Source organism: Shewanella decolorationis, assembly GCF_004354305.1.
GTDB classification, from domain to species: Bacteria; Pseudomonadota; Gammaproteobacteria; order Enterobacterales; family Shewanellaceae; genus Shewanella; species Shewanella decolorationis.
This window is the reverse complement of sequence record NZ_CP037898.1, coordinates 239,623-261,343: the sequence shown is the minus strand read 5'-3', so window position 1 is coordinate 261,343 and position 21,721 is coordinate 239,623. Positions and strand designations below refer to the sequence as shown.

Here is a 21,721-nt window from a genome sequence, read left to right as displayed (position 1 = left end):
AATATAATACTTTATAAATTAAGATATTATCTTCAATAACAATCTTCATATCTGCATCATTCCTGAACGACTTTGACTAATCCATGCCAATTTTTTGCGGTGATGTTTCAGCGTCATTTTGGCTCACTCACGGTCGAAAACCGCCATTTTCGTCCGTTAACAACCGTCAAACACAGCAGCTCAATTATCCCGTCACAAATCTGACATTTTACTCCCCTAACTTGGCCGCCATCACAAATAGGCCTTCACCCAAGGCTTGCAATAACACTCAACAGAAACAACTTAAACGGAACTCAAGATGCAATCTCGTACCCCACCATTACAACAAGAGTTACAACAAGGCTCCCGAGCGCCGCGAAAGCAGCATGCCATCCCTAAAACCCAATTGGCTGCACGTCTGTCAGCAATAAGTTTGGCTATGATGGTCGCAGGCTTTAGCACCAGCGCCCTTGCCGTTGGCAAGCTTGAAGGGCAAATTCGCGATAATGTCAGTCAGCAACCTCTTGCTGGCGCAACCGTCACCTTAAAAGAGCTCAACCTGAGCCAACAGGCTGGCCGCGATGGCCGTTTCTTCTTTGTCGGCGTGCAGGATGGCGATTACACCTTAGTGGTCAACTACCTCGGTGCTATGCCGCTGGAACATAGCGTTAGCATTCGCGATAAACAAACCACGCTGCAAGATATCAACTTAAGCAGCCAAGATGATGTGGAGCATATCCGTGTCGTCGGCCAACAAGGCGCATTAAGTAAATCCATGAACCGCCAACGCGGCGCCGACAATGTGCTGAGCGTGGTCAGTGCCGATGTGCTGGGGAATTTCCCCGACAGCAATATCAGTGAATCGCTGCAGCGGGTGCCAGGGCTATCTATCGAGCGGGATCAGGGCGAAGGTCGTTTTGTGCGCGTGCGCGGTATGGCGCCGGACTATAACTCAGTGTCGATGAACGGTACCCGCTTACCCTCACCCGAAAGCGATCGCCGTGCGGTTGCCCTGGATGTGGTGCCATCGGATCTCTTGCAATCGGTAGAAGTGAGCAAAACCTTAACGCCGGATATGGATGCCGATGCACTGGGCGGCGCGATTGAGGTTAAAAGCCTGTCGGCCTTCGATCGCGATGATACTTATCTCAACCTCAACGCTGAGGCGAGCCAAGATACCTTAACCGACAATACCAATCCCAAACTCGCCGCAAGCTACAGCGATATCTTTGCCGACAAGCTAGGGGTAGCCATAGGCGCCAGTTGGTATAACCGCGACTTTGGCTCAGACAACGTCGAAACCGGCGGTAAATGGGAATTTGCCGGGGATAACGGCTTTGAAGATGCGGCGCTTGAATCCATCGACGCGCGGGATTATGAAATCAATCGGGAACGTTTAGGCATAGGCGTGAACTTCGATTATCGACCAAGCGATGATACCGATCTGTATCTGCGCACCCTTTACAGTGAGTTTGATGATACCGAAACCCGTAACAGCGCCAAAACTAAGTGGAAATCGCCGCAGCAAGCCAATGCCCTCAGCCAAGGCAAAACCACCCGCTCGCTAAAATCACGCACCGAGAACCAAAATATCACTTCCTTTGTGCTGGGCGGTCAAACCCGCTTCGAACGTTGGACCTTTGACTATCAAGCGAGCCACAGCACCGCCAGCGCCGAAAAACCACGGGATATCGCCGGCGCCGACTTTGTCGCCAAGATTGATAACACGGGCTTTCGCCATACTCAGCAGCCACAAATCATCGCCCCCGAAGATTACTTTCAAAACGCTAACTTTGAGTTAGATGAGATTGAAATCGCCGCCTCCAAGGCCGAAGACACCATTAACAGTGGTCAACTGGATCTCACCCGCCAGCTAACCCTCGCGGATTACAGTGTCGAGCTAAAAACCGGCGTCAAGCTGAGCCGCCGCGATAAATCCAATCGCGAAGATATCTGGATCTACAGCGACTTAGGCGATCAAGGCGTGAGCGATGACGATTTGCTATTGAGTCAATATGCGGGCAATGAGCTTGACTACGGTCTCGGCCGCTTTGGCAGCGGGATCGATGCTACGCCACTGTGGCAGCTTATCGATAGCCTCGATGCCGACAGCAATCGCGATGATATCGAGTCCACCATTAACGACTTTGATATCAGCGAAGATATCAACGCCGCCTACCTAATGGGCCATATCGATATCGATAAACTGCGTATCTTAACGGGGCTGCGTTTCGAGCAAAATCAATGGGATTCTAGCGGCTACGGCTACGATGGCGCCAAGGGCGAGTTTATCGACATCAAGCACTCCCGCGATGAGGATCATTGGCTGCCCGCACTGCATCTCACTTACCGCTATAGCGACAATACCGTGCTACGCGCCGCTTGGACCAACACCTTAGTCCGCCCAACGTTCGGCCAATTAGCGCCGGGATATTTGCTCGAAGAGGATGATGGCGATATCGATTTAACCTTCGGAAATCCAGAGCTTAAGTCGCTCGAATCGATGAACTTTGACTTAAGCCTCGAGCACTACTTCGGCAATATCGGCTTAATTTCGGCGGGACTGTTTTATAAAGATATCGACAACTTTATCTATCAGGCGGATTTAGCTGGCCGTGGTGATTATATCGATGCCCATAGCGCCGTGACCTTTGTCAATGGCGACAGCGCCGATATCTACGGCGTGGAACTCAGCTATGTGCAAGAGTTTAACTTTTTGCCCGAGCCCTTTAATGCGCTGGTGCTCAACTCTAACCTCACTTATACGGATTCCAGCGCCAAGATCAGTTGGCTGGAGGATGGCCAATTACTGAGCCGCGATATTCCCATGCCGAGCCAATCGGATCTCACCGCAAACCTGTCCCTTGGCTATGAAAACAGTTACGCCAGTGTCTGGTTATCGGCGGCCTATAAATCCGAATATTTACAGGAAGTCACTGAGCTGAGTGATGAGCGCTACGATCTCTATCAAGACAATCATTTGCAGTGGGATTTTGTCGCTAAGGCCCATCTAACCAGCAATTTAACCTTGTATTTCAAAGGGGTGAATCTGACCGACGAGCCCTACTACAGCTACACGGGTGACAGCAGCTACAACGCCCAATACGAAGCCTATGGCCGCACTTTCCAGTTAGGCGTGCAGTACACCAACTATTAATCACCTATTAAAAAGAACAAAGATATGACAACAACATTTACTAAAATTAGTGCCATAGCCATTAGCTTAGCAGGCCTTATCAGTGCGCCCTTGAGTGCCTTAGCTCAACCGATCACAGCCCCGGCCCACAAGGGCAGCCAAGCCCAAGCCTTGCTGTTTACCAAGGATAACAACGCAGTAATCCCTGCCGTTGATTGGCTTTGGGTCAGTGAAAAAACTGGTTTGATGCTACAAAGCATGCCAAACGCGGATAAAACGTCACTGCCCGCCGCCAAAACCTTAGTCAAAGGCGAATTTGAACTGTTGGCCTTTAGCGATCCCTATGCCTTAACGCTCGATCGCCGCGCCGATCGCATCCGCCCTATCATGATCAAACAGATAGAAGGCAAAGTCGCGACCAATGTATTGCCACTACTGCCGATGGCGTCATTTGAAATCAATTGGATCTGTATTCAGCCAAGGCCGCAGGATGGCAATATCTACGCTTGGTTTGGCGGCGAAGACGGTTATAGCGAGCAATGGCTGTTAGGTGATGCCGGGCACTTTATGCCCAAAAAGCTGCGCAGTCAGGCAATCCCCGTCAACAGCACTAGCTGCGCCATCGATGGCGACAAACTGTTAGTGAGTGAGCCCGAAGCCGGTGTTTGGCAATTTGATGCCAGCCCCTTTGCCGACAATAGCGCGAAGTTGGTTCTCGCCACCCTCAATAATGATATCGCGGGCATGCAAGTCATCGATGGCAAGTTATTATTAAGCGATAAAAAAGGTACCCTGACCTTAGATCAACAGCCGATTGCAAACTACAACTTAGGGAAGGTACAGGGGTTCAGTGGTTATCTAAACGGAACTGGCACCAACAGGGCAATCCAGTTTGCCCTCTATGATGATAAAACCGACCAGTATTTATTTACCCAAGCAGCGTTGCCTGCAGCCCTGAGTAAAGCGAGTAGCAATCCCAGCGATAACATCATCGAAATTCCTGCTTGGGTTGAAAGCGCCCCATCCGATAGACCCGGCGATACCATGGACGATCCAGCGATTTGGGTGCATCCAACTGAACCGGAAAAAAGCCTAGTGCTTGGCACCAACAAACGTTGGGGGCTATTGAGTTTTAATATGCGTGGCGAGCAGGTTCAAGCCCTGCCATCGGGGCGCATCAATAACGTCGATCTGCGCCAGCAAGTGTTGCTGGGCGGTAAAAAACGCGATATCGCCGTGGCCACCTTAAGGGATAACGACAGTCTCGCCTTCTATGAAATCGACGCTCAAGGCAAGTTAAGCGAGTATCCCAATCAAGCCACCAATATGGTGGATATTTATGGCATGTGTCTGTACCAAGATGCCGATACCCTGTATGTGTTCGCCAATGAAAAGTCCGGTCGCATCGCCCAATACCGCGTCGATTGGCAGGTAAATGGCCCAAGTATCAAACTGGTGCGTGATATCCATACCCCAAGCCAAGTCGAAGGCTGTGTAGTCGATGAGGCTCAGCACGCGCTGTTTATCGGTGAAGAGGACCAAGGCATTTGGCGTTTTAATGCCAAGGCCAATGGCGGCACCCAAGGTGAACTGATCATTAAAGCCGAGGGCGACTTAGTCCCCGATGTTGAAGGTATTTCACTCTATCAAGCCGCCAATATTCACGGTAAAAAGCAGGATCTGCTGGTGGTGTCGAGCCAAGGCGACAACAGTTACTTGCTGTATCAGGCGCAGCCGCCCTACGCCCAACTAGGCAAGTTCCGTATTGGAGTCAACCTTAACGGCATGGAAAATGGCCGCGAAACCAGTATCGATGGCAGTAGCGAAACCGATGGATTGGCCGTGACTCACTTAAGCGTTGGCACGGGAGCTTGGCAACAGGGAATGCTGGTGATACAGGATGGACACAATCATTTACCCGATAATAATCAATCTTTTAAATGGCTGCCTTGGCGCAGTATTATCGAGAAATTATCGCTTAACTGAGTATTGAGCCAGTTGAACGCTGCATGATCTGGCGAGAGGAATGATAACCGAGTCCGAGAGGCTCGGTTTATTTTTGCCTTGAACCTTTTTGCTTGAAACTCGCATCTTGAGTCTGAAATCGCTATACTCCGCGCCCAAATCATTTGGCCAATAACTAGCTCGATATTGCAATACTGTTTGCGGTTGTCAGCTTTTTAAGCCGTTATTAACGACTTTTTCCTAGGACATACCCTTGATCTCTACCGCAAATATCACCATGCAATTCGGCCCAGAGCCATTATTTGAAAATATCTCGGCAAAATTTGGCAACGGCAACCGTTATGGTTTGATTGGCGCAAACGGCTGCGGCAAATCGACTTTTATGAAGATCTTAAGCGGCGCCCTCGCCCCAACCTCGGGCAACGTGTCGATCACGCCGGGCTTAAAGGTCGGCACCCTAAGCCAAGATCAATTCGCCTTCGAGCAATACACGGTTATCGATGCAGTGATCATGGGCGATACCCAGCTGTGGAAAATCAAGCAAGAGCGTGACGCGATTTATGCCAAACCCGATATGACCGAGGAAGATGGCATGCGTGTGGGCGATCTCGAGAGTGAATTTGCCGAGATGGACGGCTACAGCGCCGAGAGCCGCGCGGGCGAAATTCTGATTGAAGCCGGTATCGAAGAGTCCTTCCACTATGGCCCAATGTCACAGGTCGCCCCCGGTTGGAAACTGCGCGTACTGTTAGCCCAAGCCCTGTTCGCTAACCCCGATATTCTGCTGCTCGACGAGCCCACCAACAACTTGGATATTCACACCATCAGTTGGCTCGAAACTGAGCTGAATAAGCGCAAATGCACCATGATCATTATTTCCCACGACAGGCACTTCTTAAATGCTGTCTGTACTCATATGGCGGATATCGATTACGGTGAGCTGCGGATTTACCCTGGTAACTACGAATACTTCCTTGAGCAATCGGCGCTGCAGCGCGAACAATTGCTGTCGAGCAACGCCAAGAAGAGCGCCGAGATTGAAGAGCTGCAGGACTTCGTTAACCGATTCGGTGCTAACGCCTCTAAGGCAAAACTGGCTAGCTCACGCGCCAAGCGCATGGACAAAATTAAACTGGATGAAGTCAAATCCTCCAGCCGTATCGCGCCATCGATTCGCTTCGCGCCGGGTAAGAAAATGCACCGTCAGGCGCTTATCCTTGAAAACTTGGCCCACGGTTTTGACGGTGAGTTGCTATTCGAAGGCGGCGATTTAATCCTCGAAGCCGGTGCAAAGCTTGCGATTATCGGTGAGAACGGTGTCGGTAAAACCACCTTATTACGCTGTTTAGTCAATGAGTTAATCCATAATCAAGGCACGATTAAGTGGTCCGAAAACGCTTCCATTGGTTACTGCCCACAGGACAGCACCAGCGATTTTGATAATGATTTGACTATTATTGAATGGATGGACCAATGGCGTCAGCCAAAACACAACGACTTGATGGTACGTGCCATGTTAGGTCGTTTGCTGTTTACCGAAGATGATGCCAACAAAAAAGCCAAAAACTGCTCAGGTGGTGAGAAAAACCGTTTAATTTTCGGCAAGTTAATGATGCAAGATATCAACGTTATCATTATGGACGAGCCGACTAACCATATGGATATGGAAGCGATTGAATCCTTAAATAATGCCCTCAAAGATTTTGAAGGCACATTGATTTTCGTCAGTCACGACCGCGAATTTGTGTCCTCGTTAGCGACCCGCATTATCGATATTCGCGATAGAAAATTGGTCAACTTCCAAGGGACATTTGATGAGTATCTGGCAAACCTGGCCAGTGCCTAATAAACATCGGCTTTTGCAAAAGCACTTTTGGTAAACGTCCTTTTGCTAAAGGGAGTTCAAAAGACCCAAAGAAAAGACGCTTCACTCGACTCGAGCTTAGCGTCTTTTTTATACCACCCTTTTGTATCACCCTTTCATATACGCAGTGACTGACTGCGTTACTCGGTTTTCGCTTCCACCAAAGCCGCTAATTGTTGTAATGATTCCTGCCAGCCTAAATAACACATCTCCTCAGGGATAACGGCTGGAATCCCCTCCTGAATGATCTGCAAATTGGTACCGCAGGAAACCTCGGTTAATTCGATAGTCACCTGCATCACACCCGGCAGATTCTCATCATCAAACTGGTCAGTATGTCTAATCAATTTGTTGGGGATAAGCTCGGTATAAACCACCTTAAAGGAGTGGCTGTATCCCGTCGCAAATTGGGTAAAGCTCATGCTGTAGCCCGCCCCAACGGCCAATTCAAACTCATAAATCGTCCCCACAAAGCCGTAAGGCGGTAACCAACGCTCTAACGCCGCTTTATCGGTAAAGGCCTTATAGACTAACGCCGCGGGCGCGCGCAGCACTCTATGTAACTTCACAGTACCTGTGTTATCCGACATATCCCTATCCTTCAAAATGACGTTGAAATTACTATCTGTATTTAGCACCAGCACATAGCAAGATTATAGTTGAACGGCTAATTTCTATTGTAAAAATGCCCATCTATCGTTGCCTCCATCCCAGCCAATCTCTATTCAATTGATTGATCCCACCTGGATAAGAACCGAGTATTTCGTCAACATTCTTAGTTCCACAACGCTGCACACTAAGGTGCTCAAATAACTTTCTTAACAACTGTTTGCCATTTTTATGGTGAAACAAGAAGCGAACAAAGCTATGAGAATGTTGATAGAGCGCATCTTGCTTCTGTCCTTGCCAATCTTGTTCTGAAGCAAGTAGCTCAACAAGTCCCATCGATAAATGAGCCTCATCATCCACAAAAACCATATTCGACTTGTTCCGAGTATTATTGTTAATAATTGATTCATAGCGAGTATTTAACTCAACGGTTTCTAAGAATTCTGAAGATTCAAAGTACTCAGCAAGTCCTTCATTTAACCAGTGAGGCGTATCACCAAATTGTCCAGCATTCATCACATGAACACTCTCATGGATCGCCGTTCTAAATGCTTGGGAATCTTCACGATGCCATACGGCAGCCAGATTATGTTGACCGGAATAAAATCCTTGGCTTGCCCCTACTTGAGAAGCATATCGAGCCTTTAATTTGTTATAAGCAGACAGGTTTCCAGCCAGCATTAAGTTGACTTTGATTGGATGAAGCTGACGCTTGGGTAAGTATTTTCGGTAAATACTATCAATGTCTTTAATCGTTGCGCTGAGGCGATCTCGAAAAAATGGCGGAGGGGTCGTAGCCAATGAATCTATCTTCAATTCAAAACTATATTGCGGCTCGGTATAATGTGTCAGCTGACTATCCTTCATTGCATGGCTACTATCGGAGAAATGTGTAAGCCCTTTTTCATCAACCCAAGTATATATTCCTCTACTTTTTTGCTGAGCCTCTTCCGCTTGTTTTATAACTAAGGTATCACATCCACCATACTCCATTTGATGTGACTCATTTTCCACAATCTGAGGTATTGTTTGACTCATAGTGGAATGTAACTCTTTTGATGTCGAACACCAGTTCCATTGATTAGCTAAACAGTAATGGTGAATGGGCTCCATAATGTTAGTCACTAGTTGGCTGGCCTCAATGCGACTCCATCGGCCTTGGTAGTGAAAGTAATCGACTAACAAAGCGATAATGGCCATTGAAAATAACGTTACAAAAATACGCTTTGTGCGGCTTTCCATTGCCACCACTCCCTTCAATTTGATTTAGTTAAACCTAACGAGTTAATTCATGAACTTTGTCTTCACTACGCCAAAAAGTGAATGTAAAGATACCTTGAAACAATAAGTTATTTGATCGGCCAACAAGCTACAACATTTTAAAATACGCAACACTATGATACTCACTAACGCGAAACAAATAATCCACGATAATAGACTTGTTTTGCCCGCATTTTTTCTCCCTTGGTTTACACTCATAAGGTACCCAACAAAATACAACTAAATGAATTGGGTGAATTTATCCTTAAGGGGTATTGCATACGCAGCAGCGGTGCAGCAGTTTATTCTGGAAACTCTTATCATGGTGATGGTTTTATGAGTCTTGAAGAATCCTTAGAACAATTAAAACGTCAGTACTTACATGCTTTACCAGATAAAAAGAAACAAATCATTACGTTATGGATCTCACTCCGTAAAAACTGGCAAGGCCATATGCTGTCGGCAGTGTACCGTGAAGTGCATAATTTGAAGGGCTCCTGTGAAACCTTTGATTTAACTGAAACCAAAGATATTGTTGATAAGCTTGAGCTTCAATTAAAAAATCTTCTCGACACCCCTGCTCCCACGCTAAATGTGATCAAAGGCCTGGATACGCTTTTCCACCAGTTACTGCAAAATAATCTACAGTATCAACCTGCTGCGCCCGTAGTCGAAGCCAATATGCAGCAAAGTCCCTATAAACCCTCAAAAGCACGGCATGAATACTGTATCGCCATTATTGAAGACGATAGTAATGTCGGGGCCATGATCACTAAACAACTGCATGAATTTGGTTTTAATGTGCAGCATTTTTTGAACTTTACCGATTTTCTCAAGGTGCAATACTCAACGCCATTTGACTTAATATTGTTAGATCTCATTTTGCCCGATTATACCGAAGAAGCTTTATTTGAAGCCGCAACTGAGTTTGAGAAACATAATACTCGCGTATTTGTACTGTCCTCCCGCGGTGATTTTGATATGCGCTTATTAGCGATCCGCGCCAATATCAGTGAATATTTTGTCAAGCCAGCTGAAACTACGTTATTAGTACGCAAAATTCATCAATGGTTAAAAATGTCCGAAAAACCGCCACTAAAAGTACTTTTAGTGGATGATCAACAATCTATGGTGGACTATTTTTCTAGCCTATTACGAAGCCATGGTCTGATGGTACGGGGGATGACTAAACCTGAACAAGTTTTACCGACACTTGAGCAATTTGAGCCAGATTTATTTATTTTCGATCTCTATATGCCAGAGGTAAATGGATTAGAACTCGCGAAAATGATCCGCCAGCTAGATAAATATACTTCGAGCCCAATTTTAGTATTGAGCTCGGATGACACGATGCAAAACAAGGTCAGTATTATTCAAGCAGGTTCTGATGATTTAATTTCTAAACAAACAGCACCGAGTTTGTTTGTGACCCAGGTAATTTCCCGTGCCCAGCGAGGCCATGATATTCGAAGCTCCGCGAGCCGTGATAGTTTAACGGGCTTACTCAACCACACCCAAATTCTCGTTGCGGCTCGCCGTAGTGTTAATCTCGCCAAACGCGTTAATCAATCTGTGTGTATTGCCATGCTGGATTTGGATCACTTCAAACAAGTCAACGATACCTACGGCCATTCCGGCGGCGATAAAGTGCTCTTAGCCTTTGCACATTTGTTGCAACAATCCCTACGTCCGACGGATTTTATGGGGCGATATGGAGGTGAAGAATTTATGCTGGTGTTACCGGATATGCCCGCCCCACTTGCCATTGCTAAACTCAATGCGATCCGCGAAAGTTTCAGCCATATTGTTTTTGTTGAAGAAGGCGCAGAGTTTAAGGTGACGTTAAGCGGTGGCTTGGCATTTTCAACAGAGTGTGAAGAGTTTCAGGACTGTTTATTACTGGCTGATAAAAATCTATATGAAGCTAAACGAACTGGCAGAAACCGCCTTGTTACTACCTTAATAAAAAATAGCGAGTCGACCTAAGCAAGGCATCTTTGTTTTAGTCACGACTGAGTGAGGCAAGGTAATTCAATAGCTTGTCTGCAAGTTGTGGCAGTTCAACCACCTGGTGAACCACGCCACGTTTAATAGCCTCTTTTGGCATGCCAAACACAACACAGCTTTGTTCTCCCTGAGCAAAGGTTTTGCCACCATGTTTTGCGATTGCTTCCATCCCATCGGCACCATCCTTTCCCATCCCTGTTAAAATAACGGCTGTGGCATTGGCCCCTGCATATTGGGCTACCGAATTAAATAGCACATCCACTGACGGCCTATGGCCACTGATTTTTTCACCTTGGCTAAGCTTTGCTTTAAAACTGCCTCCAACCTTAATGATTTCGAGATGCATATCCCCTGGCGCCACATAGGCATAGCAGGGCAACAACCTCTCCCCATCTTCCGCTTGCTTAACCTTCAGGCGAGTGAGCTTATTTAGTCGCTCTGCAAAGGTGCGCGTAAAGCCCGCAGGCATATGTTGGGTGATTACAATCGGTGGCATCACCGCAGGTAATTGCTGTAAAAGATATAAAATCGCCTCAGTGCCCCCCGTTGAAGCCCCAATCGCGACCAACTGGGTATTGACAGTACGCTGGCTTAGAGCGGGTTTAATACTCGATTTAGGTGCATTAGTGACAGGTATTTGCGGCGCTTTAAGCAATTTGGCTCTGGCTGCCGATCTGATCTTTTCGAGGATCAAATCCTGATATTCATTAATTCCCTGCGGCGAATCTAATTTCGGTTTAGGTATAAAATCTACTGCGCCTAAAGCCAATGCATTGAAGGTTGCATCTGCGCCTTCTTCGGTGAGCGCTGAAATCATCACCACCGCAGTTGGCCTTGCCTTCATTAATCGATCAAGAAAAGTCAGCCCATCTACTTTTGGCATTTCAATGTCTAAGGTGATCACGTCTGGGCGAAATTGATTCACCATGTCCTTGGCCATGTAAGCATCCGCAGCCATACCGACCAAAGACATCTCGGGATCAGACTCAATCATCTTTCCCAATAAACTGCGAATTAACGCAGAATCGTCGACCACTAAGACCTTTATCGTCATCTTTTAATCACCAAAGAGTTCAACATCTCCTCCCCGAGGAAGATTTTTAATCCGTAAGCGATATTCACTTTCCCTGTCCATGATAGTGCTATTATGCATCGTCTTAATTTTCCTTACTTTAACGAGTCCAGAATCAGGAAAAAAGTAGACTTTCCGCGGATAAATATCGAGCAAGTCCGCCGCGATAACCGGAATTTGCTCCATCCGCAAATATTCAAGAACAAATTCGGCATTACGTTCACCAATATTCTGAACGGTTAACCCTGATAACATGTTGCCACCGCCGAAAACTTTGGCTTCAAGAAAGTGTCGTCGAGCACCTAACTTTAGTAACTCATTGATAAGTAACTCCATTGCATAAACACCATAACGGGCTGAATCAGTTAAAATACCAGTACCATGGCCATTGTCATTGGGTAATAAAAAATGATTCATGCCACCAATTTTCCGTTCAAGATCATAAAGACAAACGGAAATACATGACCCCAAAACGGTAACAATCAAGGTGTCTTCACGCGTAGCATAGTACTCACCAGGTAGAATTTTCACCGCTTCACAGTCAAACAAGTGATCAAAATACCGATTAGGGCCCGCAGCTGGATATTCAATATTCGGTTTTTGCACTCACACTTCCCTTTACGGCTTTATAAGTCGTTTGTCCCACTGGTGTTATAATTTGCGGAAACATATTAAAATTTTCAGAATGTCCCGCGATATATAATCCATCCTCAGCAAGCGAAAGCATCATATGTTTTAAAATGCTTTCTTGCGTTGCTTTATCAAAATAAATCATTACATTTCGACAAAAAATAATATCGATCGGCGTCTTTATTGACCAAAAGTTGTCAACTAAATTGATGCGCGTAAACTGCAACATTTGCCTTAATTCGGGTACAACGCGAACATTACCGAGTTGAGCCCCTTTACCTCGCTGGAAAAACATCTTTTTCCGCTCGTCACTTACTGTCTCTATTCTTTCTATGGGGTAGATCCCCAACTGCGCTTTTTTTAATACAGCACTGTCAATATCAGAAGCAATAATCTCAATTGGCGTATTAAATCGACCAAAATGCTCTGCAACCACCATTGCAATTGAATAGGGTTCTTCACCTGTACTACTCGCCGCACACCAAATTCGTTTAGTTTGCGGATGGGCCTGCAAATGGCGTTTTAACACCTCAAAATGGTGCGGTTCACGAAAAAACGCCGTTTGATTGGTGGTAAGCGCATTTATAAACTCTTGATGCTCACTTTCATTGGCTTGCAAGTAGTCAAAATAATCCGAGAAACCCGGTAATTTGAGAGCCCTGATCCGCCGAACTAATCGGCTATACACCATGGCATCTTTACTCTCGGCTAACTTTATCCCTGCAAATTGATAAAGCAGCGATTTCACGGTATTGAAATGAGCCGAAGTAAAAATGTATTCCTTGCCTAAGGGTCTAAGTTCACTCAATCAAAAATCTTCCCATTCATCTTGATCAGCCTTACTTATCCTTGGCGCCATTGCCTTTGGTTTTGTGGAGACCCGCGCTAAAGCTGAAGATTTACCCGTGAGTTTTTTTAACTCACTGGCACGGGGTGCAGCATCGCTTTCTTCGTCAACTTTAAAATTCGATACACTATCAGCCAGTTGCTGCGCTTGAGATTGCATACTTTCTGCAGCCGCAGCGGCTTCCTCCACAAGAGCAGCATTCTGTTGCGTCATTTCATCCATTTGTACGACGGCTTTACCTATCTCATCAATGCCGATTGCCTGTTCATTCGATGCAGAGGCAATTTCTGCCATAATGTCGTTAACACGTTTAATGGCAATGACAATTTCCTTCATGGTGTCGCCTGATTTACCAACCAGACTATTACCGCTCTCAATTTTGCTAACAGAGTCAGAAATCAAGGCTTTGATATCCTTAGCGGCATTTGCAGAGCGTTGAGCCAAGCTTCGTACTTCAGATGCGACGACAGCAAAACCCCGCCCCTGTTCACCCGCCCTTGCCGCTTCTACCGCGGCGTTAAGTGCTAAGATATTGGTTTGGAAGGCGATACCATCAATAACACCGATAATATCGGCAATCTTACGTGCCGATTCGTTAATCGATGCCATGGTTTGCACCACTTGCTGGATCAGTTCACCACCGTCTTCGGCAACATCAGCCGCCTTAGAAGCTAAAGCATTTGCTTGGCTTGCATTATCCGCATTTAATTTAACGGTGCCGGTTAACTCTTCCATGCTGGCTGACGTCTCTTCCAAACTAGAGGCTTGTTCCTCTGTTCGACTGGACAGATCGGCATTACCCTGAGCGATTTCTGAAGATGCGGTGTTAATGGTATCTGCGGCTTTTTGAATATCTCTTATCATGAAGGACAGTTTTTCAGCCGTTTGATTTGAATAATTTTTCAAATCATTGAAGGTCCCTTCATACTCGTTATAGATGCGGGTCGTCAGATCCCCATCTGCCATCGCCATAAGCACACGCGCGACATCCTGAAGCCCACGATCCGAGGTTTCAATCAAGGAATTAAGGCTATTTGCAAGCATTAAGAAAAAGCCCTGTTTACCTTGACTATCAACGCGTTTTGAAAAATCACCTGCAGCGGCAGCGGCCACAATTCGGGCAATTTCTTGCTCAACTTGGACTTCTTCTGTTCGGTCTAGCCATTCCACCACAGAACCTAAGCGTTCACCCGACTTAGAAATAATCGGACTGGCAGTTAAACGAAAATGACAACTGGCGACTTGAATTTGTGATTCATACTTGCGGTCGAGTTTATCGAGTAAGTTCGCCTGATGGGCGGGATTACGGTGAAAAATATCCATTGAACTGCCGACGATTTTATCCACCGAAAAATGAGGTAACACCTGGCGAATCTCACTCTCGGAGCGACGTAGCATCGCCTCTACCGAACGGTTCATATAAATGATCGTGCGACTCGCATCGGCGATCATCACATTGGTACTGGTATTGTTCAGCGCCTCTAATATTCGTTGCGTTGCACGCTCAGCTTCAATGCTTTCGGTACGATCGATCCACTCAACACCCGTACCTAAATGTTTATTATCACGGGAAATAATAGGTGTCAGTATCAATTTAAAGGTGCGCTTACCAATGCTAATCTGCGCCGTATGGGGCTGCGATAGTCTTTCAAGCATATTGCGCTGGTGGGCAGGATTAACATGAAAAATATCAATATTACTCCCGACGATCTTCGCAACCGAGAATTGTGGTAACTGCTTACGGATATCGGCCTCCGCCTCTGACAACATACTCAGCACGGCTTTATTTGCGTAAATGATATTGCGGTCGCTATCGGCAATCATAAAATTATTACCGCTATTATCGAGTAATTGGAAATAGCGTTGGCGCTCTTCATCTCTACGTTGGCGCTCTTCGGTATTACCAAAAATATCAAGGATACCCATAATGTTTACTCCTGATCTGAAAGACTGTTTGTATCAATTAGCCCCAACTCATCACTGCTGATAAGCGCCTGAATATTGACTAAAATAATCATTTTTTCTTCAACGGTGGCGAGTCCTTTGAGATATCGACTATCAAAGGCAGCACCAAATTCCGGTGCAGGTAAAATGGCTTCACTCGACAGCTTAATCACATCAGAGACTGCATCGACCACAATGCCTACGATTCGGTCGCAGACATTCAGCATGATGACAATAGTAAATTCATCATAAGTGACTGTGCCGACATTAAATTTCATCCTTAGATCCACAATAGGGACTATATCGCCACGCAGATTAAGTACCCCTTTGATAAAACTGGGTGCGTTAGCTATTTTTGTCACGGGTTCATAGCCCCTGATTTCCTTTACTGACATGATGTCCAAGGCATAATGCTCTTCGCCCAAAACAAAACTTAAAAACTCTACTTCATCATGGGCACTTAACTCGGATTTAGCGGAGAGTGATGCGCGGCTTTCCATGAGATAGTCCTCAGTTAATTCTTAATTTGTTGTGAAAGTGATTCGACATCGAGTATCAAAGCAACGCTGCCGTCTCCCATGATGGTCGCACCTGAGACGCCGGGGATACGACGATAATGTTTTTCTAGGCTTTTTATGACGACTTGTTGTTGACCTACCAAAGCATCGACGCATAGTCCAAAACGCTTATTATTACTTTCGAGTAGCACCACTATGCCCTCTTCGGGTCGCTTCGCCTTTGCTTCAATTTCCATTAATTGATAGAGGTTCAATAAGGGTAAATATTCCTCGCGTACCCTTATTAATCTCTCTTGTGACAAAAACTTAAGCTGCTCAGGTTGTGGCTGTATTGACTCAATAATATGCACTAGAGGCAAAATATAAATTTGATTACCAACACTCACACTCATGCCATCCACAATGGCTAAGGTTAGTGGTAATTGGATTTCAAACGTCGCTCCCTGCCCAGCAACGGAATCAATATCGATTCGGCCACCTAATGCTTCTATATTTTTACGTACCACATCCATACCGACGCCACGCCCAGACACATCGGTAATTTCCTTAGCAGTCGAAAAGCCTGCCGTGAAAATTAATTGCCATATCTGCTTGTCGCTGATGTTGTCAGCGACGGGCATATTATTCTCACGGGCTTTTTGTAAGATTTTTTCGCGGTCTAAGCCCGCCCCATCGTCATGCACGGCTATAACAATGCTTCCCCCCCGTTGGCTTGCTCTGAGTGATAACTCTGCCACCTCTGGTTTTCCTAACGACTGCCTGACCTCTGGTTTTTCAATTCCATGGTCTAGGCTATTACGCACAAGATGGGTGAGCGGGTCGACTAGCTTTTCAATCATGCCTTTATCAATTTCAGTGTTACCACCTTCAATCACAAGATTGACATTTTTGCCAAGCTGCTCCGATAAATCCCGTACTAGACGGTGGAACCTATTGAATACAAAAGAAACCGGTAGCATACGGACAGACATCACTGCCTCTTGCATCTCTCGGGTATTTCGCTCCAGTTCCATCAGTGCGGCTTTGAGTCTCTCGCCTAACTCGCCAGTTAACTCGTTACCAATCAGAGTTAGCATAGATTGCGTAATGACTAATTCACCCGCTAGATTGACTAATGTATCGATTTTCGATGTTTCGACTCTTAGGGTCGCATCCTGAGTGCTAGCGGGTGATTTTTTTACAACCGTTTGGGGTTGAGTTGACTTGCTCGCAGTCGCGGGTTCTTGCATTAATGGCTGGATAGGATTGACTGGCACTGAGGCTTCCGCTTTTACCTTCTCAGTATTCTTTCCAGTAAATTGTGGAAGTTTTGATGCCGATACATGATTCGTCTGCGCGGTAGTGGAGTCAGCCGCAGGCGGGGTTTTGCCGGTTTGCACTTGGACTAACGCATCAAGCTCACAGTCAATGCTGTCAGGCGTTAAAGATTCAAAAAAACCAAAACCTAAGTCGTTGTCATCCGCTGCTGTGGAAATGGGTTCGGGACTGACATTGGTTTGCGAAAGCGAGTCAATACCAATTTCTTTAGCGGTATAAGCCTCATCGAAAAAGCCAAAATCTTGATTTTCAACCGCAAGACTGAGCTCAACATCTTCTTCAAAAAAACCAAAACCCATATCCTCCTCTGGGGCTTGGTTCGAGCGCGCTTCTTCGAGTTGATTTGAATTTGTGGTGATGGCTTGAATCACAGGCGTTTGCAAGTCTTTAGGGCTTACTGCCGAAAAAGACTCTCCATTCAATGCAGCTACAAGCTGATTTTTGGCAAATTCGACCTGTTGCCAGTCAATTGGCGCTTCCTGACGGTAAAGACTAAGAATATGAGACAAGGTGTCAACCGTCTTCAAAAGCAAGTCAATGACCCCTGAAGATAACTCAAAAGTCCCTTTTCGGATTTTATCGAGCAAATTTTCCATCACATGAGTCACACTCGTCAAAGCTGTGAACCCAAAAATACCACTCCCCCCTTTAATGGAGTGCGCCGCGCGAAAGATGGTATTTAATTCCTCAGGATCTGGGGACTGAATGTCTAAGGCAATGAGCAACTGCTCCATGTTTTCAAGATGCTCATGGCTTTCTTCAAAAAACACTTGGTGGAACTCAGCCATATTAATGGACATAGTGCCCCCATTACCTTAACCCAGCACTTTGGCTGTGATGGCTAGTAACTTTTGCGGGTCAAAGGGTTTAACCATCCACCCCGTAGCGCCAACCGCCTTACCCTGTGCTTTCATATCATCCCCCGCCTCAGTAGTTAGCATTATGATGGGCGTTCTCATAAAAGCAGGCATTCCCCGTAAGGATTTAATCAAAGTTAATCCATCCATACGCGGCATATTTTGGTCGGTCAAAATAAAGTCAAAGCGCTGGCTAGCGCATAAATCGAGAGCTTCTCGACCATCTTTCGCTAAAGTGACCTGATAACTCGCCGATTTCAACGTCGCTTCTACCATTTGTCTAATGGCGGCCGAATCATCAACAATTAATATTTTTTTACTCATGCGCTATTCCATTACTACTCTAGTGATATTACCCGGTGAAATTAACTCATACTGTTTACATAAGGTTTTCACCAATGATAGCCCTCGACCCGAAAGCTCGGGATAACCAGATATACTTCTGTTGAAGCCAGTAAAACCTTTACCACTATCCGCAACAGTAATAACTAGCTCGCTCATATGATTCCAAGTGATACTCACCTTTACCCAATCATCCGCACTAAGGCGCTCTGAATAGTTATCTCTTATACTATGGTACAATTCAAAGCCTTCAGGATCATTCTTTAGTCTAGAGTCTAATTTTAGCACTCCATGATCTATTGCATTACTAAATAGTTCAGCAACTACAGTGAACACTCTTTGGCAAAAATTAGTGGCAAAACCAAACACACTTAGGAATTGGTTTAGGGTACTGAGATAATCAGCATTCAATAACATCGCGCCTGATATTTTAATATCCCAACTAAACTCACCATTCAGGTTTGAAGTTAACTCTTTAAAATCCCGAGTTTGATGCCATTGATACAAACGTTCAAAATCAAGAGTGCAAACAGTAATATCATCGGCTATGTGTTTGCCTTGAAAATACTGTTCAAAACTATCGGTTAGATAGTGTGTTAAATCACCTAATTTTTCGTCAAACAAAGACTGTAGTCGACCAATGCCAAATGGCTGCTCTTCTAATGTATGCTGTTCAATAAGCCCATCACTAAATAAACATGCATATCCATGATTTGGTAAATCAATAGAGAAAATATCCGCAACAAAAGTATTCGGGGGGAGAATACCTAATGCCATATTAGTCGAGTTGAATGCCTTATCATTACTTAATTCATGTTCTAAATGGAGGTAAACGGGGGGCATCCCCCCGTTCCAGACATATAATTTATTCCTAAAAAAATCCGCCTCAAGAATGATGCAAGCAACAAACCTATCTTCTGGATTCTCGTGATACACTTTTTCATTGAGTTCATAAATCAAGGTAACTAATGAAAATCCCTTTGAAACCATTGCTCTAAAGGTACTCGCCACGCGCATAATTGGCATGGCAGCGCTGAGACCATGCCCGGTAGAATCCGCAAGCATTAAAAATAAATTCCCATTAGGGGAAACACCGTTTAATAGAATGTCGCCGCTAAAATTAGCACTTGCCTGACAAAAAGTTTTTATAAAATCGAAATGATTATTATCGATATTGACCAAATGCTCAAAAATATGGCGAGCCATTTGCTCTTCCCTAGCCTTTTCATAGAGCATTTTCTCAAGTTCACTACTTTGTTGTTTAACTTTTTGTTGTAGTTGAACTCGAGTTAACAAACATTCAGCCTTATACCAAAAAAGCTCAACATTAATGGGTTTAACAACAAAATCTAGTACACCCATTTCAAAACAGCCTAAAAATGCTTGCGGATCTTTTTTATCATTAATAACTATTACTGGAATTTCTTTATTCAAAGACTTTAGATGTTCAAGTAGCGTAATCGCTGTTCCATCAGGTTGGAAATAATTCACTAGAATTAAGTCAATTTTATTCAGCGATATTTCAAAAAAAGCATCTTCAAGGTTGTCACTGACAATCACGCTATAACCTTTGCTATGAATAAAATCACTAATGGATTGGCTAACAACAGCATCATTGTCAACTACCAATACAAAATGATTTATCGCTAAATGCCCTGACATAGATATACTACTCAATTATATAAATTTTTTGCATGTTGGCGACTTTTAAAATTTCTTCAGCCTGGCCATGCGCGCCTTTTATCGCTGTGGTTAATCCCCGCTCTTGTGCTTTGCGGTGAAGTAACACCATCATGCCAAGTGCGGAACTATCAAGGTATAGCACTCGGCTAAAGTCGAGAATGATGTGATTAATATCCTTAAGACTTAAAACATGCTGATAGTCACTCGTAAACGCTTTGTGATAATAAAAATCAAAACGTTCTGGTAAAACTATAATCTGAATATTTGACATAACTTGCTATCCATTTAAAAGAGTTCTATTTCACCACTCGTTATTTCATTCCTTGAAACAGGATTATGTTTTTCATTACGGCGCTGGCCTATTTTTTCAGTCACAGCTTCACCTGCAACGCCAAATTCTTCGTGTGACATTGTGGTGACTTGCTTGAGAGCATCTTTTAAATGATGCAATGACTGATTGGTATAGGTGAGACTTTGGGAAGTGATATCGCTAAACTGCAAACCTCTTATTGTATCTGAGATAGCAGTTTCAAGTTCATGTGCTGACGAATCTATCCGTGCAATGACCTTTGAGTCCTTTTCTGCTTTAATGATGATTTGTTTGAGCGCTGTATCAATATCTTTTTTAGCATCAATAATATAACTCATATCTTGCGCTGCGACTTTACTCACATGCTGAGTTAATTGCTCAATTTGCGATTGAATGGATCGTAGTTGTTTTTGTATACCATCACTAAAACCCGCGCTCCGATTAGAAAGCGCGCGCACTTCATCAGCAACAACTGCAAATCCTCTGCCCGCCTCCCCCGCACGAGCAGCCTCTATTGCGGCATTCAATGCCAATAAATTTGTCTGTGAAGAGATTTGGTCAATGTCCTGTAGTGCCTTCATTGCTTGAGGCATTGACTCATAGATAAGATTTACTTTTTCAAGTAGCTCCATCGTTGAAGCTGACATTTCAATAGTGGATTGGATAAAGCGCTCAAGTGTTTGCGAGGTGTTATTAGCGAACTGTTTCATTTGTTCAGAGTGAAAGATTTCTGCATCATCAGTACTTTTGACAAGATCGGAAATAAAGCCTGTTTGCTCCGTCATTAAACGACCCAGTCCATCAAACGAATCTCCGAGCAAAGTTACAGCATCATTTTGAACGGTAAGAACATTATTGATATTGGCTTCACATTCATCAACAGTAGCAATGGCCTCTTGGTAGAGCTGCATATGAGTATGCCAATCGAGGTTTATTGCTTTATCTTGCGAAGTTTGAGTAGAGACTGACGCCTTTTGAGTTTGCCTATTTCGGTAAACTTGCCACAAAAGCATGATTGCAACGGATAGGATCGGACTCACAACCCAGAAGGTTATCAAACCAATCGCGTATCCAACTGCAATTGCTAATAAAGCAATGACACCATCCCTAAATTCCATACTTTCCTCGCGAGAATTGTTCTGTGATTAAAAAGTAGTTTGATATTCAGGGGTTTTCAAATAGATAAAGAAATTTTTATCTTTGTTAGACCATAGTTCTAAAAAGCATTGATTTAATGCGCACAAAGCTAAGTTTGGCATAAAAGTATGATAGCCAGCCCAGTTAACTTGATGATTTACTAATAAACTGACTTCTGATTACTCAAATCTAAACTGGGCAGTCACATAAGCCTAGGTTACACTGGCGATGTCTTCGACTGGGA

General features: G+C 44.8%; 16 protein-coding genes. 4 read left to right on the top strand and 12 right to left on the bottom strand.

The window, feature by feature from the left end; all coding sequences use genetic code 11:
* Positions 1 to 298 precede the first annotated feature (298 nt).
* The 3 genes from EYR25_RS01115 (at position 299) to EYR25_RS01105 (ending at position 6,926) form a co-directional block, all read left to right on the top strand.
* Positions 299 to 3,136 (top strand): TonB-dependent receptor, encoded by a 2,838-nt coding sequence (locus EYR25_RS01115; protein ID WP_207953669.1) that lies wholly within the window; start codon positions 299 to 301, stop codon positions 3,134 to 3,136.
* Positions 3,137 to 3,160: 24 nt separating this feature from the next.
* Positions 3,161 to 5,101 (top strand): phytase, encoded by a 1,941-nt coding sequence (locus EYR25_RS01110; RefSeq protein ID WP_133178228.1) that lies wholly within the window; start codon positions 3,161 to 3,163, stop codon positions 5,099 to 5,101.
* A gap of 232 nt (positions 5,102 to 5,333) precedes the next feature.
* Positions 5,334 to 6,926 (top strand): ABC-F family ATPase, encoded by a 1,593-nt coding sequence (locus EYR25_RS01105; RefSeq protein WP_039978183.1) that lies wholly within the window; start codon positions 5,334 to 5,336, stop codon positions 6,924 to 6,926.
* Positions 6,927 to 7,084: 158 nt separating this feature from the next.
* Here the strand turns inward: EYR25_RS01105 and EYR25_RS01100 are convergent, their stop codons facing one another.
* On the bottom strand, positions 7,085 to 7,534 hold the full coding sequence (locus tag EYR25_RS01100) for an SRPBCC family protein (RefSeq protein WP_039978185.1): 450 nt from the start codon (positions 7,532 to 7,534) through the stop codon (positions 7,085 to 7,087).
* A gap of 103 nt (positions 7,535 to 7,637) precedes the next feature.
* The gene (locus EYR25_RS01095; protein WP_133178227.1) at positions 7,638 to 8,795 is read right to left on the bottom strand and encodes a DUF1570 domain-containing protein; all 1,158 of its coding nucleotides are present in this window, start codon (positions 8,793 to 8,795) and stop codon (positions 7,638 to 7,640) included.
* Between the two features lie 354 nt (positions 8,796 to 9,149).
* Here EYR25_RS01095 and EYR25_RS01090 point away from each other — a divergent pair, with 354 nt between their 5' ends.
* Positions 9,150 to 10,799, top strand: a complete 1,650-nt coding sequence (locus EYR25_RS01090) for a diguanylate cyclase (protein WP_133178226.1) — start codon at positions 9,150 to 9,152, stop codon at positions 10,797 to 10,799.
* Between the two features lie 16 nt (positions 10,800 to 10,815).
* Here EYR25_RS01090 and EYR25_RS01085 read toward each other — a convergent pair whose 3' ends face one another.
* The 10 genes from EYR25_RS01085 to EYR25_RS21465 are packed head-to-tail and all read right to left on the bottom strand — an operon-like array spanning position 10,816 to position 21,458.
* Positions 10,816 to 11,874: a protein-glutamate methylesterase/protein-glutamine glutaminase gene (locus EYR25_RS01085; RefSeq protein ID WP_133178225.1), complete on the bottom strand. Its 1,059-nt coding sequence runs from the start codon at positions 11,872 to 11,874 to the stop codon at positions 10,816 to 10,818.
* 3 nt (positions 11,875 to 11,877) lie between these two features.
* A complete protein-coding gene (cheD, locus tag EYR25_RS01080; RefSeq protein WP_023267262.1) occupies positions 11,878 to 12,498 on the bottom strand; it encodes a chemoreceptor glutamine deamidase CheD in 621 nt (206 codons plus the stop codon).
* Complete coding sequence (locus EYR25_RS01075) at positions 12,479 to 13,330, bottom strand: CheR family methyltransferase (protein WP_023267263.1); 852 nt, start codon at positions 13,328 to 13,330, stop codon at positions 12,479 to 12,481. The genes cheD and EYR25_RS01075 overlap by 20 nt, the downstream gene beginning before the upstream one ends.
* Positions 13,331 to 15,295 carry a methyl-accepting chemotaxis protein gene (locus EYR25_RS01070; RefSeq protein ID WP_133178224.1) on the bottom strand — a complete coding sequence of 655 codons (1,965 nt, stop codon included), beginning with the start codon at positions 15,293 to 15,295 and terminating at the stop codon, positions 13,331 to 13,333. It abuts the gene before it with no gap.
* A gap of 5 nt (positions 15,296 to 15,300) precedes the next feature.
* Positions 15,301 to 15,813: a chemotaxis protein CheW gene (locus EYR25_RS01065; protein ID WP_023267265.1), complete on the bottom strand. Its 513-nt coding sequence runs from the start codon at positions 15,811 to 15,813 to the stop codon at positions 15,301 to 15,303.
* 14 nt (positions 15,814 to 15,827) lie between these two features.
* Positions 15,828 to 17,948 carry a chemotaxis protein CheA gene (locus EYR25_RS01060; RefSeq protein WP_133178223.1) on the bottom strand — a complete coding sequence of 707 codons (2,121 nt, stop codon included), beginning with the start codon at positions 17,946 to 17,948 and terminating at the stop codon, positions 15,828 to 15,830.
* A gap of 15 nt (positions 17,949 to 17,963) precedes the next feature.
* Positions 17,964 to 18,329 carry a response regulator gene (locus EYR25_RS01055; RefSeq protein ID WP_023267267.1) on the bottom strand — a complete coding sequence of 122 codons (366 nt, stop codon included), beginning with the start codon at positions 18,327 to 18,329 and terminating at the stop codon, positions 17,964 to 17,966.
* 3 nt (positions 18,330 to 18,332) lie between these two features.
* Positions 18,333 to 20,009, bottom strand: a complete 1,677-nt coding sequence (locus EYR25_RS01050) for a SpoIIE family protein phosphatase (protein ID WP_133178222.1) — start codon at positions 20,007 to 20,009, stop codon at positions 18,333 to 18,335.
* A 7-nt stretch (positions 20,010 to 20,016) separates the two neighbouring features.
* On the bottom strand, positions 20,017 to 20,301 hold the full coding sequence (locus EYR25_RS01045; protein WP_023267269.1) for an STAS domain-containing protein: 285 nt from the start codon (positions 20,299 to 20,301) through the stop codon (positions 20,017 to 20,019).
* 14 nt (positions 20,302 to 20,315) lie between these two features.
* The gene (locus EYR25_RS21465; RefSeq protein ID WP_133178221.1) at positions 20,316 to 21,458 is read right to left on the bottom strand and encodes a methyl-accepting chemotaxis protein; all 1,143 of its coding nucleotides are present in this window, start codon (positions 21,456 to 21,458) and stop codon (positions 20,316 to 20,318) included.
* Between the last annotated feature and the right edge of the window lie 263 nt (positions 21,459 to 21,721).

Excerpts from the sequence above, each read along its gene's own strand:
- EYR25_RS01100 (WP_039978185.1), bottom strand. The coding sequence starts at position 7,534 with ATGTCGGATAACACAGGTACTGTGAAGTTACATAGAGTGCTGCGCGCG.
- EYR25_RS01090 (WP_133178226.1), top strand. The coding sequence starts at position 9,150 with ATGAGTCTTGAAGAATCCTTAGAACAATTAAAACGTCAGTACTTACAT.
- EYR25_RS01095 (WP_133178227.1), bottom strand. The coding sequence starts at position 8,795 with ATGGAAAGCCGCACAAAGCGTATTTTTGTAACGTTATTTTCAATGGCC.
- EYR25_RS01065 (WP_023267265.1), bottom strand. The coding sequence starts at position 15,813 with ATGGAAAGCCGCGCATCACTCTCCGCTAAATCCGAGTTAAGTGCCCAT.
- EYR25_RS01115 (WP_207953669.1), top strand. The coding sequence starts at position 299 with ATGCAATCTCGTACCCCACCATTACAACAAGAGTTACAACAAGGCTCC.
- EYR25_RS01050 (WP_133178222.1), bottom strand. The coding sequence starts at position 20,009 with ATGTCAGGGCATTTAGCGATAAATCATTTTGTATTGGTAGTTGACAAT.
- EYR25_RS21465 (WP_133178221.1), bottom strand. The coding sequence starts at position 21,458 with ATGGAATTTAGGGATGGTGTCATTGCTTTATTAGCAATTGCAGTTGGA.
- EYR25_RS01070 (WP_133178224.1), bottom strand. The coding sequence starts at position 15,295 with ATGGGTATCCTTGATATTTTTGGTAATACCGAAGAGCGCCAACGTAGA.
- EYR25_RS01055 (WP_023267267.1), bottom strand. The coding sequence starts at position 18,329 with ATGAGTAAAAAAATATTAATTGTTGATGATTCGGCCGCCATTAGACAA.
- EYR25_RS01060 (WP_133178223.1), bottom strand. The coding sequence starts at position 17,948 with ATGTCCATTAATATGGCTGAGTTCCACCAAGTGTTTTTTGAAGAAAGC.
- EYR25_RS01085 (WP_133178225.1), bottom strand. The coding sequence starts at position 11,874 with ATGACGATAAAGGTCTTAGTGGTCGACGATTCTGCGTTAATTCGCAGT.
- EYR25_RS01045 (WP_023267269.1), bottom strand. The coding sequence starts at position 20,301 with ATGTCAAATATTCAGATTATAGTTTTACCAGAACGTTTTGATTTTTAT.
- EYR25_RS01110 (WP_133178228.1), top strand. The coding sequence starts at position 3,161 with ATGACAACAACATTTACTAAAATTAGTGCCATAGCCATTAGCTTAGCA.